General features: G+C 55.8%; 8 protein-coding genes. 7 read left to right on the top strand and 1 reads right to left on the bottom strand.

The window, feature by feature from the left end:
* The first annotated feature begins 39 nt into the window (after window positions 1-39).
* The 7 genes from KK078_RS03520 to KK078_RS03490 all read left to right on the top strand — a co-directional run bounded on the left by KK078_RS03520 (window position 40) and on the right by KK078_RS03490 (window position 14,609).
* Window positions 40-1,158 carry a FecR family protein gene (locus tag KK078_RS03520; protein WP_254088858.1) on the top strand — a complete coding sequence of 373 codons (1,119 nt, stop codon included), beginning with the start codon at window positions 40-42 and terminating at the stop codon, window positions 1,156-1,158.
* 207 nt (window positions 1,159-1,365) lie between these two features.
* Window positions 1,366-4,803, top strand: coding sequence for a SusC/RagA family TonB-linked outer membrane protein (locus tag KK078_RS03515; protein ID WP_254088857.1), 3,438 nt, complete (start codon window positions 1,366-1,368; stop codon window positions 4,801-4,803).
* Window positions 4,804-4,814: 11 nt separating this feature from the next.
* Window positions 4,815-6,728 carry a RagB/SusD family nutrient uptake outer membrane protein gene (locus KK078_RS03510; RefSeq protein ID WP_254088856.1) on the top strand — a complete coding sequence of 638 codons (1,914 nt, stop codon included), beginning with the start codon at window positions 4,815-4,817 and terminating at the stop codon, window positions 6,726-6,728.
* A 33-nt stretch (window positions 6,729-6,761) separates the two neighbouring features.
* Window positions 6,762-7,949 (top strand): DUF5000 domain-containing lipoprotein, encoded by a 1,188-nt coding sequence (locus tag KK078_RS03505; RefSeq protein WP_254088855.1) that lies wholly within the window; start codon window positions 6,762-6,764, stop codon window positions 7,947-7,949.
* A 31-nt stretch (window positions 7,950-7,980) separates the two neighbouring features.
* Entirely contained in the window at window positions 7,981-9,183 is a 1,203-nt protein-coding gene (locus tag KK078_RS03500) for a DUF4998 domain-containing protein (protein ID WP_254088854.1), read from the top strand.
* Between the two features lie 119 nt (window positions 9,184-9,302).
* Window positions 9,303-11,576 (top strand): glycoside hydrolase family 3 N-terminal domain-containing protein, encoded by a 2,274-nt coding sequence (locus KK078_RS03495; RefSeq protein ID WP_254088853.1) that lies wholly within the window; start codon window positions 9,303-9,305, stop codon window positions 11,574-11,576.
* Between the two features lie 84 nt (window positions 11,577-11,660).
* Complete coding sequence (locus tag KK078_RS03490; RefSeq protein ID WP_254088852.1) at window positions 11,661-14,609, top strand: discoidin domain-containing protein; 2,949 nt, start codon at window positions 11,661-11,663, stop codon at window positions 14,607-14,609.
* Between the two features lie 119 nt (window positions 14,610-14,728).
* Here the strand turns inward: KK078_RS03490 and KK078_RS03485 are convergent, their stop codons facing one another.
* Entirely contained in the window at window positions 14,729-17,269 is a 2,541-nt protein-coding gene (locus KK078_RS03485; RefSeq protein WP_254088851.1) for a Kelch repeat-containing protein, read from the bottom strand.
* Between the last annotated feature and the right edge of the window lie 134 nt (window positions 17,270-17,403).

Below are 17,403 nucleotides of genomic sequence, written 5' to 3'. Positions count from 1 at the left end.
CGCCCGGGGTTATGGTACATACCTGTACTAAACCGACTTATGCCTGTGGACCAGGAATACATCTACTCGTTACTGCGAAAATACAAGGACCGGACCGCCACCGAGGCGGAGAAGGAGGAATTGGCCACCTGGTACCGTCAGCGGGCAGAACGCGATGCCGTCTTTCCGGAAGACGAGCACGTGGTGGGTGAATCCATGCGCGCCCGTCTGAACTATGAGATCACCCGCCCGCAACGCGAGCACCGCCGCCATTGGCTGGCCGCTGCCTCGATACTCCTTATAATAGGCGTAGGCGTGGGATTGTATTTGCGTCCGGGCGTTGCCGAGCAAGACGACTTTGCGCCGGGTCGCCACCAGGCCGTGCTGGTCCTGGCCGATGGGACCAACATTTCGCTTACCGAAGCCGCCGCCGGCCAGATCGCCAGCGAGCAAAATATTCAGATCACCAAGTCTGGTGAAGGACAGCTCATCTATACCCTTACATCTAACGTCAACCATACTGCTGCCACGGGATATAATACGGTAGAGACGCCGAAGGGCGGCCAGTACCAGGTCGTGTTGCCCGACGGCTCGAAGGTCTGGCTGAATGCCTATTCGTCGTTGCGGCTGCCGTTGAGCTTTTCGGATGGTAAAGAGCGTCGCGTGGAGCTGAAGGGTGAGGCGTACTTTGAGGTGAGCCATCATCCCGAGCGTCCCTTTATCGTGATGTCGGGAGGACACGCTGTACAGGTACTGGGCACGCACTTCAATGTAAAGGCTTATGCGGACGACGGTGATATCAAAACCAGCTTGCTGGAAGGCAAGGTGCGTGTAACGGCGGGAGCAAACAGTGTGACGCTGGCACCGGGGCAACAATCACGCCTGGCCGCCGAGAACCTCACGGTATCGGACGTAGACATCCGCGAAGCGGTGGCCTGGAAGGACGGCTATTTCCGGTTTGACGACGAACGCCTGGAGGACATCATGCGCAGCGTGGCGCGATGGTATGATGTGGACGTGGTCTTTGAGAACGCGGCGCTGAAAGAAGAGACGTTCGGTGCCGTGACGACGCGGTTCGCGAACATATCGACGCTGCTGAACATTATGGAGCAAACCGGCGATGTGCAGTTCCGGGTAGCGGGAAGGACGATTTATATCAGCAGTAAACAACCGGCATGATACCACTCTATATCCGAAGAACCTGACGAAATACTACTAAACACTAACCGCCCATGAAAAAAATAAACTCTCCACCCCCCACTACATCCTGAGATTGAGCAGGCCTATAAATGAGAACAGGAGCACTTCCGATGCCCCTGCTCTTAGCCTGCCTCATTCAGAATGTCACTGTTCATAACAATTCCTTACTTAACGCAAGCCATTCAAATGTACAAAAATTGTACGACTAATATTGGCATGCCCTCGGGGTACGTCAAGAAATTCCTGCTTATTATGAAGATCACCACCTTTGTCATCTTCCTGGCATTTATGCAGGCGGGCGGGGCTGTTCTTTCTCAGAAGATCACGTATGAGAAGAAGGGTGCCACGCTCAAGGAGGTATTCGGCGAGATCAACAAACAGACCGGATACAATATATTCTGGTCGCCCAAGAAGGTGAAAGATGCGCCGCGGCTGAATGTAAGCTTTCACGAAACACCGCTCGAAGACGTGTTGAAAGTCTGCCTTCGCAACCTGCCGCTGACGTATGCCATCGAAGGCAGCAATGTCATCATCAAAGAGATCACGTCTACCAATGCCTACCTCTTCGACCCGGCGTCGGTTGATGTCGTCGTCAAGGGTAACGTCAAGGACGAGAACGGCGAAGGTATACCGGGGGTGAGTGTCCTGTTGAAGGGCACGACCAATGGTACGACATCCGACCGTGACGGTAATTACCAAATCACGGTGCCCTCGGGCGATGGTGGCATCCTGGTGTATTCCTTCCTGGGGTATAAAACGGTGGAGGAGACGATCAATTCGCGTACGGTGATCGATGTGCAGCTGGAGGTGGATGTGGCCAGCCTCGAAGAGGTGGTGGTCGTGGCCTTTGGCACACAAAAGAAAGCGAGCATGGTGAGCTCGATCGATGCGGTGAACCCTTCGGAGCTGAAGGTGCCTTCCAGCAACCTGACGACGGCGCTGGCCGGCCGCGTGTCGGGCGTGATCGCCTACCAGCGAAGTGGTGAGCCGGGCGCGGATAATTCGGACTTCTTTATCCGCGGGGTGACGACGTTCGGGTATAAAAAAGATCCGCTGATCCTGATCGACGGTATCGAGACGACTACGCTGGAATTATCGCGTCTGCACGTGGATGATATTGCGGCGTTTTCGATCCTGAAAGATGCTACGGCCACGGCGTTGTATGGCGCGCGGGGTGCGAACGGTGTGATCCAGGTGACGACCAAACGCGGTAACGACGGGCCTGCGACGATCTCGTTCCGTTTTGAGAACTCCTTTTCTTCCAACACACAGAATATCGAGCTGGCGGATCCCATTACCTATATGACGCTGGCCAACGAGGCGGTGCTGACGCGTAACCCGTTGGCGCCGTCGTTGTATTCGCGCGAGAAGATCGATGGCACGCGTGCCGGGCTAAATCCCTATCTATACCCAGCCACGGATTGGCGCGCCATGCTGGTGAAGAAGGTCGTGAGCAACCAGCGATATAATCTCAACGTGAGCGGTGGCGGGGCGATCGCGCGATATTATGTATCGGGGGTGTTCTACCAGGACAACGGTAACCTGAATGTAGACAACCAGTCGAACTTCAACAACAACATCAACCTGAAGTCGTACCAGATGCGGAGTAACATCAGCATCAACCTGACCAAAAAGACGGAATTGATCACCCGCCTGTCGGGCAGCTTTGACGACTACCGTGGCCCGCTGGACGGTGGCGCCGATGCTTATAAAAAGATCATGCGGTCCAACCCCGTATTGTTCCCGGCGTATTATCCGGCGTCGTTCCAGCCTGGCACCAACCACGTGCTGTTCGGTAATGCCACGCGTGGCTCCAGCCAGGGCGCGGGGTACATCAATCCATATGCAGAGCTGGTGCGTGGCTATAAGGACTATGCCAAGTCGCTGATCGATGCGCAGTTCGAATTAAAGCAGGACTTTGGCTTTGTGCTTCCGGGATTGGCCGCGAGCGCCATCTTCAACACGTCGCGATATTCTTTCTTCGACGTAAACCGGTATTACAACCCCTATTATTACAACGTGTCGAGCTACGACTCGGAGACGAACGAATATAGCCTTGGATTGCTGAACGCTAACGGCAATCCGACCGAGTACCTGAACTACAATGAGCTGAGCAAGGACATCAACTCGACTACCTACCTGCAGGGTAATCTTATTTACAACGCCAAGTTCAACGACCACGATGTGAGCGGGCTGGTAGTATTCCAGCGTAGGCAGCAGTTGCTGGCCAACCAAGGCAGCCTACAGAAGTCGTTGCCGTATCGCAACCAGGGTGTTTCCGGCCGCTTTACCTATGGCTACCAGGATCGTCTGCTGGCCGAGTTCACCTTTGGCTACAACGGCTCGGAGCGGTTTTACAAGAACAACCGCTATGGTTTCTTTCCCGCCATCGGCGCGGGCTGGGTGGTGTCGAACGAGAAGTTCTTTAAAGGCTTCGAGCACATCATCCAGAACCTGAAGCTGAAGGGCACGTATGGGCTGGTGGGCAACGACGCCATCGGCGATGCCAACGACCGTTTCTTTTACCTGTCGAATGTCAATCTGAACGACGAAAACCGGAAATATACTTTTGGCGAGAACTTGAATCAAACAAAGAACGGCGTGAGCATCAGCCGGTATGACAACCGCGACATTTCGTGGGAGACGGCACGCAAGCTCAACCTGGGCATCGAGCTGGGCATTTTCAACGACTTCGACATCTTTATCGATTACTTTACCGAGCACCGCGAAAACATCCTGATGGATCGCGCTTCGATCCCTGCTGCTGTAGGCCTGGCGGCAAACGTTCGTGCAAATGTGGGCCAGGCGAAAGGTCGTGGGGTCGATATGTCGCTGGATTATAATCGCTCGTTCGCGAGCGGCGCTTGGCTGAAGGCGCGGGGCAACTTCACCTATGCGCACAGCGAGTTCCTGAAGTATGAGGAGCCCGAGTATGTAGAAGGGTATCGGTACCACCGTGGGCAACCGATCAACCAGATCTACGGGCTGGTAGCGGAGCGGTTGTTTGTAGACGAGACGGAGGTAAACAACTCGCCCAAACAGAACTTTGGCGAGTACCACGCGGGCGATATCAAGTACCGCGACATGAATGGCGACGGTCAGATCACCGATGCCGACCAGGTGCCGATCGGGCACCCGTGGTTACCGGAGATCGTGTACGGCTTTGGTTTTTCGTTCGGGCATAAGGGCGTGGACTTCTCGGCCTTTTTCCAGGGCTCGGCGCGTTCTTCCTTCTGGCTCGATGCGTCGAATACGTCGCCCTTTCAGAACGACGTACCGCTTCTGAAAGAATATGCCGACAGTCACTGGTCGGAAGAGAACCGGAACCTGTACGCGGTATGGCCGCGGTTGAGCACGACCTACAACAGCAACAACTTCTCACGCTACAGCACCTGGTTTATGCGCAACGGCGCGTTCCTGCGGGTGAAGACCGTCGAGCTGGGTTATACGCTGACACCGGCGCAAAGCAAGAAGCTGGGCATGGAGTCGGCGCGTATTTATGTGAGTGGCAACAACCTATTCCTGCTAAGTGGCTTTGATATGTGGGATATCGAGATGGGCGGCAACGGCCTGGGCTACCCCATTCAGAAAGTATACAACCTGGGCGTGCAGATCAAATTCTAATACCGGAACACATGAAGAACATTTTACGATATAGCATCCTGTTCGTTTCGCTGACGGTGTCGCTGTGTGCTTGTGATTACCTCGACATCGTACCTGACAACGTGGCGACGCTGGACCACGCATTTGCCAACCAGCTGGAAGCGGAGAAATATTTATATACCTGCTACTCGTACCTGCCGGGTCAGAACAGCGGTTTCGGCAATATCGGCCTGATGGGCGCCGACGAGATGTGGACGTATCATCCGCAGAACGGCTCGAACAACTACCAGGCGTTAGAGATCGCCAAGGGCAACCAGAACATCAACGACCCGTACATGAATTGCTGGGACGGCAACAACGGCGGCCAGTCGATGTACCGTGCCATCCGCGATTGCAACATCTTCCTGGAGAACGTCAGCAACCCGGCGAAGGTCGCCGACCTGGGGCCGACTATGCGCCAGCGCTGGATCGGCGAAGTGCAGTTTCTGAAAGCATACTTTCACTTTTACCTCTTCCGCATGTACGGCCCGATCGTGCTGCTGCCGAAGAATCACCCCGTAACGAGCTCGACGGACGAGTTCCGCGACAAGCGGGCGCCGGTGGACGAAGTGGTGCACTATATCGCTGCGTTGCTGGACACGGCGGCCTCCAATCTGCCCGATGTGATCCTGAACCGTTCAACGGAACTGGGCCGCGTTACGCGTCCCGCGGCGCTAATGCTGAAGGCCCGGCTGCTGGTGACAGCCGCCAGCCCGTTGTTCAACGGCAATCCTGACTATGCTGATTTTGCAGACCACGATGGCGTGCACCTGTTCAATTCCACGCCGGACCGCGTGAAATGGGATTCAGCGGTGGCGGCCTGTGAAAAGGCGCTGGAGGCGTGTCATGCCAGCGGCGCGCGGTTGTATACGTTCTCGACGTTCTCTAAGCTAAGTGACACGACGATCACACAAATGAGTATTCGCAACGCCGTCGGCGAGCGCTGGAATCCCGAGCTGATCTGGGGGTTGTCGGGCCGCGCGGTAGCGGATCTGCAGAAGGATTGCATGGCGCGTATCGACCAGCAGTTCCCGTTGAACATCTGGGGGGCCAAAGATCTAATCAACCCGACGCTCAATATCACCCACCTCTTTTATACCAGCAACGGCGTGCCCATGGAAGAGGACAAGGAATTCAACTATTCCGGGCGGTATTCGCTGCGTTCTGCGGGGGTTGACGACCGGTACAACCTGATTGAAGGATATGAAACGGCTTCTATTCAGTTCGATCGCGAGAACCGCTACTACGCCGACCTCGGGTTTGACGGTTCGGTGTGGTATATGCAGAACAGCCCGAGCCAATCCGACCGAGACACCTGGACGGTGCGGGCAAAAAAAGGCCAGCCTCAGTCGCGCATCGGTGCAAACAACTATTCGTCTACGGGATTGTGGGCCAAGAAACTGGTGAACTGGAAACTGGTAATGACGCAGAACGATGCTACCGTGGAGGCATACCCCTGGCCCGAAATGCGCCTGGCGGATTTGTACCTGCTGTATGCCGAGGCGCTGAACGAGGTCGGACGCGGTGCCGATGCGTTGCCGTGGCTCGACCAGGTCCGCGCGCGGGCCGGTCTGAAAAGTGTCGCGGAGTCGTGGACGAACCACTCCATACAGCCGGCGAAGTATACTACGCAAGCGGGTCTTCGGTGGATCATCCAGCGCGAGCGCGCCATTGAGCTGATGTTCGAGGGCAGCCGGTTCTGGGATGTGCGCCGGTGGAAGACGGCGGCCGAAGAGCTCAACCAGGGCATCTTCGGATGGAACATCGAGCAGGAGATTGCCTCGGCGTATTACCATCCGCGGTTGCTGTATAGCCCGCACTTCATCGCGCCGCGTGACTACCTGTTCCCGCTGAAGCAAAACGACCTGGTAGTGAATCCCAAGCTGGTGCAAAATCCGGGCTGGTAATAAAGATCAATGTTCCTTTAACCCTGTATTCAAATGAACAGTATAAAATATATTACGGTATGTATATTGTTGGCGGTCGTGTCCGGCTGTGATACCGATCAGCTCAGCGCCATCGAGACCGACGGGTCGGCGCCGGGCCCCGTACTGAACGTGGAGGCCGAGCCGCTGCCTGGCGCCGCGCGTCTGACCTACACGTTGCCGTCAGACCCCGACCTGTTGTATGTGCAGGCGATCTATAAGAATAAAGCGGGGCGTGACATGGAGTTCAAGGGCTCGTATTATACGAATACCCTTACTGTCGATGGCTTTCCGGATACAGAGCCCCGTACGGTTGACCTCTATACTGTAGACCGCAGTGGCAACCGATCGACGCCCGTTACCATTCAGGTAATACCGAAGACGCCGCCCGTGCTGACGACTTTCGAGACGATCGTGATAGAGCCTGATTTCGGCGGTGCTTCGATATCGTTCATCAATACCAGTAAGGCCGACCTGGCAATCGTCGTGACGACGCCGGACTCGACAGGTAACATGGCTGTGGCGCGCACCTTCTATACGGCACGTGATACTGCGAGCTTCTCGGTGCGCGGGTATGAATCGGTGTCGCGCCCGTTTGGTGTCTTTGTCCGCGATCGCTGGGGCAATGAGTCGGATGTATTGCTGCAAGAGCTGGTGCCGATCTACGAGGTTGAGTTGGACAAGACCAAATTCCGGGAGTTGTCGCTGCCGGGGGATTCCCGGACCAACGAGTGGGGCGGTGCGATGCCCTACGTGTGGGACGGCCGTGTGACGGGTGACGTACCGGGCTTTGGCCTGCACACAGGCAACGCCAGCACGGGTGTGCCGAAGATCATCACGTTCGACCTGGGCGTGGAAGCACAGCTGAGCCGCTTCTCGCTGCAGACGGTACAAGACGATCGTCACTGGTATAACGACGTATCGCCGAAACGGTATGAGGTATGGGGTACGACGAGCTACAATCCCAACGGCTCGCTGGATGGTTGGACCAAGCTGTTGTCGATCACCAACATCAAGCCTTCGGGGCTGCCCATTGGTTTGTTCACCGACGACGACCGTACGGCGGGTCGTGCAGGCGATGAAGCCAATGTACCCAACGACATGCCGCGTGTTCGGTATATCCGCATCCGCTGCCTGGAAAACTGGTCGGGGAATACGAATATGGTGTTTTCGGAAGTTACTTTCTGGGGCAACGATAAGTGATCTATAGTTTTGATATTTGAATAGCATTATCATGAAAAATCTGAAAGGGATATTGATCGTTGCCATGATGGTGGCTGCCGTCGTGGCGTGTACCGACATGGACGACTATCTGAAATACACTGGCGGAAAAGAGCTGATCTATACCGGGCGCGTCGACTCGGTGCATGCGCGGGCGGGTAACAATCGCGTGGTGATCACGGGGTTGCTGATTGCCGACCCGAAGATCGTCAAGCTTAAGATATACTGGAATATCCGTCAGGATTCGCTGATCCTGGATATCGAGCGGAGCGCCGGGGTCGACAGCCTGAGCATTCCGATCGCGTTGCCCGAGGGGCGCTACAATTTCGAGCTGATCACGTACGACGCCGCGGGCAACTCGTCGGTAACGGTATTCGCCGGCGGGTCTTCGTATGGCGTAAACTACCAGGAGTCGCTGATCAACCGGCCACTCCGGGCGGTGGAAGTGATGAGCGACACCGAGGTTCGGGTCCGGATGTATACCAGCGATGAAACTGCTCTGTTTACAGAGATCAGGTATATGGGTGCGGACGATGTGGAGCGGGTTGTGCGTGTGAAGGGGGATATGGACTCGGTGGCTTTGCTGGACTATAAGAGGAGCACCAAGTTTAGTTACCAGACGTATTACAAGCCGGAAAAACTGGCGATCGATACATTCAAAGCTGCGATCGAGTATATCGGAGCGACAAACATTACGCGTGCTTATTTCAAGAACCCAGGAAAGCCTTTCAAGCGCGGTGATAGTGGTAACCAAAAGTGGGGTACACCTAAGGATTGGTTGTTCAACCCGGCGGCTACCAATCAGAATGGCGGTCAGGGTGGCGGATGGTCATGGGACGAAGGTGGTGTGATCCATTTTGAAACACAGGACTGGAGTGGCGCGGGTGTAGACAATGGCAAGGTGTGGCAGACTTTTATATTGCCGGCCGGTACATACACCATGTCTTTTGAAACCGGTAACTGCGGCGGTAGTCCCTTTGATGTTTATGAGATCATAGCAGAGGGATCGGAACTGCCGGATATCAATAATATCGGCACGCCGCTGGCACTGTTCCACGCTACAAACGTTGACGATCTGAGAGGCACGCACGATCTGACATTCACATTAGAAGAGGCCAAGCCGGTTGCGATAGGCTGGGTGATCAGTACGGGCCAGAATGTATACCTGCAATTCAGGAGCGTGAAACTGGTGGTCCACCCGGAAGATTCGAATTGATTTCATCTCCAATCTAAATAACTCCTACACCGGTGGCATTTGCCGCCGGTGTTTCTTTCCTATCCCAATTTACCCAATATCCATCAAGAATTATTGTTCATCGACTTTTAACCAATGGAATGAAGACTGTTTTTTTTGCTACGATCGGTGTTCTTTCAACGCTGACATTCTCCGGCTATGCCCAAACCAACGCGGGCAAGGCTCTCTATAAAGACAAGACGGCATCGGTGCCGGCACGGGTGGAAGACCTGCTGGAGCGCATGACGCTGAAAGAAAAAATATTGCAACTGCAAAACCGCGGCAGCGGCCGTGCCGACGAGATCGACCGGATCTTTAACGGCGAGAGCTGGGGCTGTACCCACGAGATGGGCATGCGCGCCATCGACTGCGCGAAGATGTACCAGAGGCTGCAGCAGTATATGGCGACAAAGACCCGGCTGGGGATTCCCATCCTTACGGCGGCGGAAGGTATCGAAGGCGTTTTGCAAAACGAGTGTACCATCTTTCCCCAGGCATTGGCGCAAGGCAGTACGTTCAATCCCGCGCTGATACGCCGCATGACGGAAGCGGCGGGCGAGGAGGCTAGGGTGATCGGGATCCACCAGATCCTGTCGCCGGTGCTCGACATTGCGCGTGAGCTGCGTTGGGGTCGGATCGAAGAAACCTATGGGGAAGATCCCTACCTGATCGGCGAGATGGCTACTGCGTTTGTGAGCGGTTATCAGAAACACAATATCACGTGTACGCCTAAGCACTTCGTGGCACACGGCTCGCCCTCCGGTGGTTTGAATTGCGCCAACGTGAGCGGGGGTGAGCGTGAGCTGCGCAGTATTTATATGTATCCATTCAAGCGCGTGATCGCGGCGACACAGCCGTGGTCGGTGATGTCGTGCTACAGCGCGTATGACGGCCTGGCGGTGACGGGCTCGGCGTATTACATGACGGACATTCTGCGCGGCGAGCTGGGCTTTCGGGGCTATGTATATTCCGACTGGGGTTCGGTGGACCGCTTGCAGTCTTTCCACCACCAGGCCGCTACGCAGGAAGAGGCGGCGAAGATCGCCCTGACGGCCGGTGTGGACCTGAACATCGACGGCGCCTACACCAAGCTGGAGGCGCTGGTGCAAAGCGGCCAGTTGGAAATGCGGTATATCGACCAGGCTGTGCGCCGGGTGCTGACGACCAAGTTTTCGCTCGGGTTGTTCGATGCGCCGTACGGCGACTCGACCAAAGTGGCCAAGGTTGTGCGCAGTGCCGACAAGGTGGCCCTATCGAAAGAAGTGGCCGACGAGAGCGCGGTGTTGCTCAAGAACAGCAACAACATCCTGCCGTTGGACCTGGCGAAGTATAAGTCGATTGCCGTGCTGGGGCCGAACAGCAACCAGACGGTGTTTGGCGATTACTCGTGGACGGGACCGGATACGAAAGAGGGTGTTACGCTGCTAAAGGGCCTGCAAGATGTTGTGGGTAATAAGGTGACGCTGCGTCACGTCGAAGGGTGTGACTGGTGGAGCCAGGATCGCTCGCGGATACCGGATGCGGTGAAGGCCGCGCAGGCCAGCGACCTGGTGATCGTGGCGATCGGTACCCGCAGCACGTACCTGGGCCGCAGTGCGAAGAACTCGACGGCGGGGGAGGGCTTTGGCCTGTCGTCGTTGGAGCTGCCGGGGGTGCAAGCGGAGCTGCTCCAGGCGGTGAAGGCTACCGGTAAGCCGATGGTAGTCGTGTTCATTTCAGGTAAGCCGCTGGCGATGCCGTGGGTGAAGGACCATGCCGACGCCGTGGTGGCGCAGTGGTACGGTGGCGAGATGCAGGGACGCACCATGGCCGATATTCTGGTGGGCCGTGTGAACCCTTCGGGTAAGCTGAACGTGTCGTTTCCGCGCAGCACGGGGAATACGCCGTGTTACTATAACCACTATGTGACGGATCGCGAGAGTCCGTTTGACCAGCCGGGTACGCCGGAGCAGCCGCGGGGTCACTATATATTCGATACCCCCGAGCCGCTGTGGAACTTCGGGTATGGTCTGAGCTATTCGAGCTTCCGGTATCTGCGTTGTGTGTCGCGCGACTCGTTGCTGGCGTCGACGGATACGGTCCGAATCAATGTGGAGCTGGAAAATACCAGCCCGCGCGATGGCAAGGAAGTGGTGCAACTGTATGTGCGCGACAAGGTGAGCTCGGTGGCCACTCCGGTGCAGCAGTTAAAGGCCTTTCAGAAGGTATTGGTCAAGGCGGGCAGGCGTGTAACCGTTACGTTAAAGGTGCCCGTGTCGGAGCTGGGGCTCTACAACGACCGCATGCGCTACGTGGTAGAGCCGGGCGAGTTCGATATTCAGATCGGCAGTGCTTCCGACCAAATTCATTTTCATAAAACGATCGTGGTTCATTAATGTCATCGTGTTTCGGGGGTGGCTGCCGGGTGCTTTCGGGTAATTGTTATCTGGCGCCACTCCTTCTTTAACCATATTCACAGCATGTATATATATCAGTTTTTTTACAAGGTCGTGTGCCTTGGTTTTTTGTGTGTGGGCGTGTCGGGCATCGCCGGCGGCCAAACGAATATAGATCTGAAAAGCTCGCCGCGGCAGGTGTGGCGGGTCAAGTCCCAGCGCGAGGTGGGGACGGATCTTCGCGGCCTCTTTGAGGATTTTAAACCCGATGGATGGGTAACGGCGGTGGTGCCGGGTACGGTGTATACGGCGTATGTCGCGGCCGGACTGGAAAAGGACCCCAACTATGCAGATAACATCTGGAAGGCAGATAAAGCCAAGTTCGATCAGCCCTATTGGTATGTGACGCAGTTTTCCGTACCGGCAGCAATGAAGGGCGAAATCCTGTGGCTGAACTTCGAGGGAATCAACCGCGAGGGGGAGATCTATCTCAACGGCCAGAAGCTGGGCGCGCTGGACGGCTTTATGCAGCGCGGCAAATATGACATTACGCGCATTGTACGGGCGTCGGGTGCCAATACCCTGGCGGTGCTGGTATCGCCGCCGCGCCACCCGATGGCCAACGCGGCGTCGCCGACGTATGTTTCCAGTGGTGGCTGGGACTGGATGCCTTATGTGCCCGGGTTGAACGCCGGTATTACCGACGATGTATACCTGAGTACTTCTGGCGCGCTGACCATTCGGGATCCCTGGATCCGTACGCAGCTGCCGACAAACGCCACGGCGTTCCTGACGGTGGCCCTGGATGTAAAAAACAATACCGACGCATCGCGCACGGCGGTTGTCAAAGGGGTGATCCAACCCGGTAACATCACATTTGAAGAAAAGGTGAACGTGGGGGCTAACAGCACGGCACAGGTAAAGCTTGACAAGCGGCACTTCTCCCAACTGGTCGTACACAACCCGAAACTGTGGTGGCCCAATGGGTATGGCGATCCTAACCTGTATACCTGTGTGTTTAACGTGGTAGAGAATAATACGATCTCCGATACAAAACAGGTGACATTCGGCATCAAGCAGTACAGCTACGATACGCTGGGGCAGGTGCTGCACATTTCGATCAATGGCACGCGTGTGTTTGTGAAGGGTGGCAACTGGAGCATGTCGGAGTATATGCTGCGGTGCCGGGGCGAGGAGTACGATACCAAGGTACGCCTGCACCGCGAGATGAACTTTAACATGATCCGCAACTGGATCGGCTCGACGACGGATGAAGAGTTTTACGAAGCCTGCGACAAGTACGGCATCATGGTGTGGGACGACTTCTGGCTGAACTCGAACCCCAGCCTGCCGCGCGACGTGAGCAACTTCAACGCCAACGCGATCGAGAAAATCGTGCGGCTGCGCAATCACCCGTCTATTGCGGTGTGGTGCGCCGACAACGAAGGCTGGCCGGAAGCGCCGCTGAACAAGTGGCTGGAAGAAGACGTGCGCGCCTTTGACGGTGGCGACCGCTATTACCAAGCGAACTCGCACGCCGACAACCTTTCCGGCAGCGGCCCCTGGGGCAACCGTGATCCGCGCTATTACTTTACCGAGTATCCCACCGGCCTGGGTGGCAACGACGGCTGGGGCTTCCGCACCGAGTTGGGCAGTGCCGTGTTCACGAACGTCGAAAGCTTTAAGAAATTTATACCGAAGGAGCATTGGTGGCCGCGCAACGAGATGTGGGAGCGCCACTTCTTCGGCAACTGGGCCTTTAACGCCGACGCGGACGGCTACGACCGCAGCATCGAGACACGGTATGGTAAACCTTCGAACATCGAGGAGTATTGCCGCAAGGCGCAGCTGGTCAATATCGAGACGAACAAGGCGATGTATGAAGGCTGGCAGGACCACATCTGGAACGACGCCGCGGGCATCATGACCTGGACGAGCAACGCCGGTCTGCCGACTTTTATCTGGCAGACGTACGATTATTACTATGACCTGACGGGTGCATACTGGGGCATTAAGAGTGCGTGTGAACCGGTGCACATTCAGTGGAACCCGGTGAGCGATGCGGTGAAGGTGGTCAATACCACGCGCAAGGATCTGGAAGGGGCGACGGCAGAAGCGATGATCTATAACCTGGACGGCAAGGTGGTCGATAAGTATACGCTGTCGCGGACGGTGGATGCGTTGTCGAATGCGGCGGTGCATTGTTTTGCATTACCGTTTGGCGGCGAGCGGGGTGATCTGGCAAAAGGTAAGCCTGTGGTGGCTTCTTCGACCGAGACGGGCCGTGCCGAGTCTATTACGGATGGCGACGAGAGTACCCGCTGGGCAAGTGCGGCGCGCAATAACGAATGGGTATATGTTGATCTGGGTGCCCGGGAGGCGATCAGTGGTGTGCGTGTGAAGTGGGAGACGGCGTATGCCAAGGTGTATAAGATCCAGGTGTCGGATGATGCTTCGAATTGGCGCGACGCGGCGACAGTCAATTATGGTAAGGAAGGGGTACAGGATGTCGCTTTTGTGGATGACGCAGAAGCGCGGTATGTGCGGGTGTATGGTGTCGAGCGCGGCACGGGTTGGGGGTATTCACTGTATGATCTGAGGGTATATGGCGGTACGCCGAAGAATAGCGGGTTGACGGCCGTGCACTTTATCAAACTGCGTTTGAAGGATAAGGCAGGTAAGATTGTGTCGGAGAACTTCTACTGGCGCGGGAACAAGCGCAAGGATTTTACGGCGCTGAATTCGTTGAAGCCGGTTGATCTGAAAGTTGTTTCGAGCGCGGAGAAGGTGAACGGCAAGCAGGTCGTGAAGGCCCAGGTTGTGAATGGAAAGACCGGTGTGGCGTTTGCTGTACGCGTGCAGGTGTTGAATGCAAGGACGGGGGAGCAGGTGCTGCCGGCGTTTATCAGCGATGGGTATTTTACGTTGATGCCGGGGGAGAGTAGGAGTGTGGCGGTGGAGTTTGATGCGGGTTTGGTGGGGAATGATGGGTTTAGGGTGGTGGCGGAGCCTTATAATAATGCCTGGAACTGACGGCAGTTTGTAACTGCCGTCGAGCGGAGAGGCCGGCGCCAATGCTCTGACGCCAGTTGCAAACTGGCGTCAGGTATAGGCACAAGTCACCGCTTCGCTCAGACTTGCGCCAGCTACTGTCAGGATATTACCTCATCGAAGGTCTTGGGGTAGCTTTCGGCGTAGAGGGTTTTATATTCCTTTACGAAGTGATCGTACCACGTTTTGGCTAGTGAATATTTGCCCTTCTTATTTAGGACCGAACATTTGATGACGAGGGCTTCCTGGTTGATGCTGTCGTAGTGGAAGATGGTGTCGGCGATCTCCAGCAATACGCGGTCGTCTTTGGTGGCGTTGAGGGTTTGGGAATATTCCAGCAGGACGTCGATGATGCGGTTGGAAATATCGGACTTAAAGTTGTCGAGCCAGGTGGTTTGGATGTTGGGGAGCAGGTTGCCGCGTTTTACGAAGCGTAACAGGGTTTCGGCGGTTTGGGCGGTGAGCGGCGTTTCGGTTGCCAGGATACGTGAGACGATGTGGTAGTCGCAGAGGACGTTTTTGCCCAGGGCGAGCTGGAGGAAGGCGTGGTTGTTTTCGATCGTGAGGTCGCCGATCTCTTCGAGCAGGCCGCGCAGTTTTTTGATGTTTACGTTGCGGTTGTTGCGGGCGCTCATATCGCCTTTGTCGGGCCACAGGTATTCCTGCAGCGTGGTGGTGGAGATGCCTTTCTCGAATTTTACGGAGTGGATCAGGATGAGCACGAACAGCTCTTTGATGGTCATCGTGAACTTGCCGGTGATGTCGTGACCGTGTTTATCGAATACCTGGAAGCCTCCGAAAAGGTAGATCGTTCCGATGTTCTTCTCGGACTCGTGCGCATGGCGCGCGGCGTCGTGGGCCACCGTGGTGGTGGCTGTCGTCATCACGGCGACAGCGGGTGCTTTCTTTTTGCGGCGGACGAAGATGATGACGGCCAGCGTGGCGAGCGTGCCGGTGATTAGTATAAAGACGAGAATGCTATAGTAGGATGCCCGTGCGATGCGTGGCGCGGTGTCCTGGAACACATCGGTGGTGCTGAGGGGCGGATAGTTGATGGTGTATAGATTGATCTTGTACTGGTCGATCTGTTTGTGCGACGTGACGGCTACGAGCTGACGCGTGGCTTTGGAGAGGAACAGGTCGCAGAAGGCGTGCTCGTCGTGGAACTGGAAGGGGATGGAGTCGGCCAGCACCTGCCACTCGGGTTTGGAGAGGGAGTACTTCCGCAGCTTGATGTAGTTTTCGTATTTGTTCTTCGGGAAGCTGAGAACGTAGAAGCAGCTGTCTTCTTCGTTTACCACCAGTGAGTTCGAGAAGACGATATCTTCTTCGCCCGGTTCGGACTTGCGCTCCCAGAGCTTGCGGATGGCGTGGGTCTTTAGATCGAACGTATATAGATCGTAGAAGCTTTGCGGGAACAACTCCTGTTTGCCGCTTTCGCTGCCGTAGCCGCCAAAGATGAGAGCCTTGTCTTTGGCCGCGGTCAGGCCGAGGGCGCCGAGGTAACGCGGGGGAATACTGCCCTGGGTCTTTACTTCGATCCATGCGTGGGACGCGGAGTCGTAGCGCATGAATTTATTCTTATAGTTAAAGTGACCGTAGCCGCCGAAGGTATATACGGAGCGATCGAAGGAGTTGTAGAATTTGTTGTTGTGCCAGTAGTTGGGCAGGTTGTAAGTGGTGTCGCTGTTCTGCCATCGCTGGTGGTCGAAGTCGTAGGCGGAGAGTACGTTGGTATACAGATCGTAATTGACGAGGGTATGGGTCGCGTCGATGTAGAGCAGCTGGTTGGCATCGATATAGACGGGCTTGCCCTGGCGCACGCGCGCGTGGTGCATCTGGCCGTCGGAGAGGTGGTAGGTATATACGTGATTTTTGTCGGTGGCGTATACGGTTCCCGTGGCACTGTTGAAGGCTACGGATGGGTAACGCGCGATGGTGAACTGCTGGGCGTGTACCCAGGTGGTATGTTTGTCGATGAGCCACGTCGGGTTTTTAGCGATGGCGGCGTAGGTATTGGTGTTGTCGTATACCTGGCCGACGCCGTGGCGACGCAGGTCCCACTGAATGGTCTTGTCGTTTACACGCTGGAGCGCGATGTGGCGGAGGATCATGGGCGGTACATCGGACGTATTGAAACGTCCAAAATCGTTGGCGCCAAAGAAAAAGCGGAAGGTGCGCAGATTCGCGAAGGGCAGCTCCTGTGTTTTGGTCTTACCGGCCCACGACACGGTGAGCTTCTTACGACGGGTTTCAAACTTGATCGTGACGGGTGTCCACTGCAGCGGGCGCAGGCCGATGTCCTGATGGTCGTAGTGGATCTGCGGTGGGTTGTTGTCGATGATGAGGTTGAGGTCGTGGAAGTCGTCGTGCTCGGGACTCGATACGAGGTCTATGTTAATAGAGTCGTTGGCGATGATGCGGAGCACGTAGCCGTATGCATCGATCAGGCGTTTGAGCGAGAAGTCGAAGCGGATCTCGAAGTCCTCTTTGATGGTGAAAGGTTCTTCGGGCGTGAGGGAAAGTGATGTGCGTTGGTCTTTGGTGACTTCGTGTGAGGCGAACGAGAGGCCGTAATCGGGTGTTGGCGTGCTGTTCTGTGCCCAACCCTCCTGGATAAAGAACAAGGTCAGCAGGCCCATGATCAGAATCCTTCCGGATATCCGTGTCTCAACTAAGTTTCTCCCACACATAAGATTTACAATAGTGACAATTTACTCAAAAAACCGCATAATCAGAATTAAAAAACGTTTGCACTGCGGGTTTAAGCGGATAT

The sequence above is a fragment of the Dawidia soli genome (assembly GCF_018598185.1).
In the GTDB taxonomy this organism is placed as follows: Bacteria; Bacteroidota; Bacteroidia; order Cytophagales; family Cyclobacteriaceae; genus Ohtaekwangia; species Ohtaekwangia soli.
The sequence above is the reverse complement of the archived record's forward strand: the minus strand, read 5'-3'. Positions and strand labels throughout refer to the sequence as shown.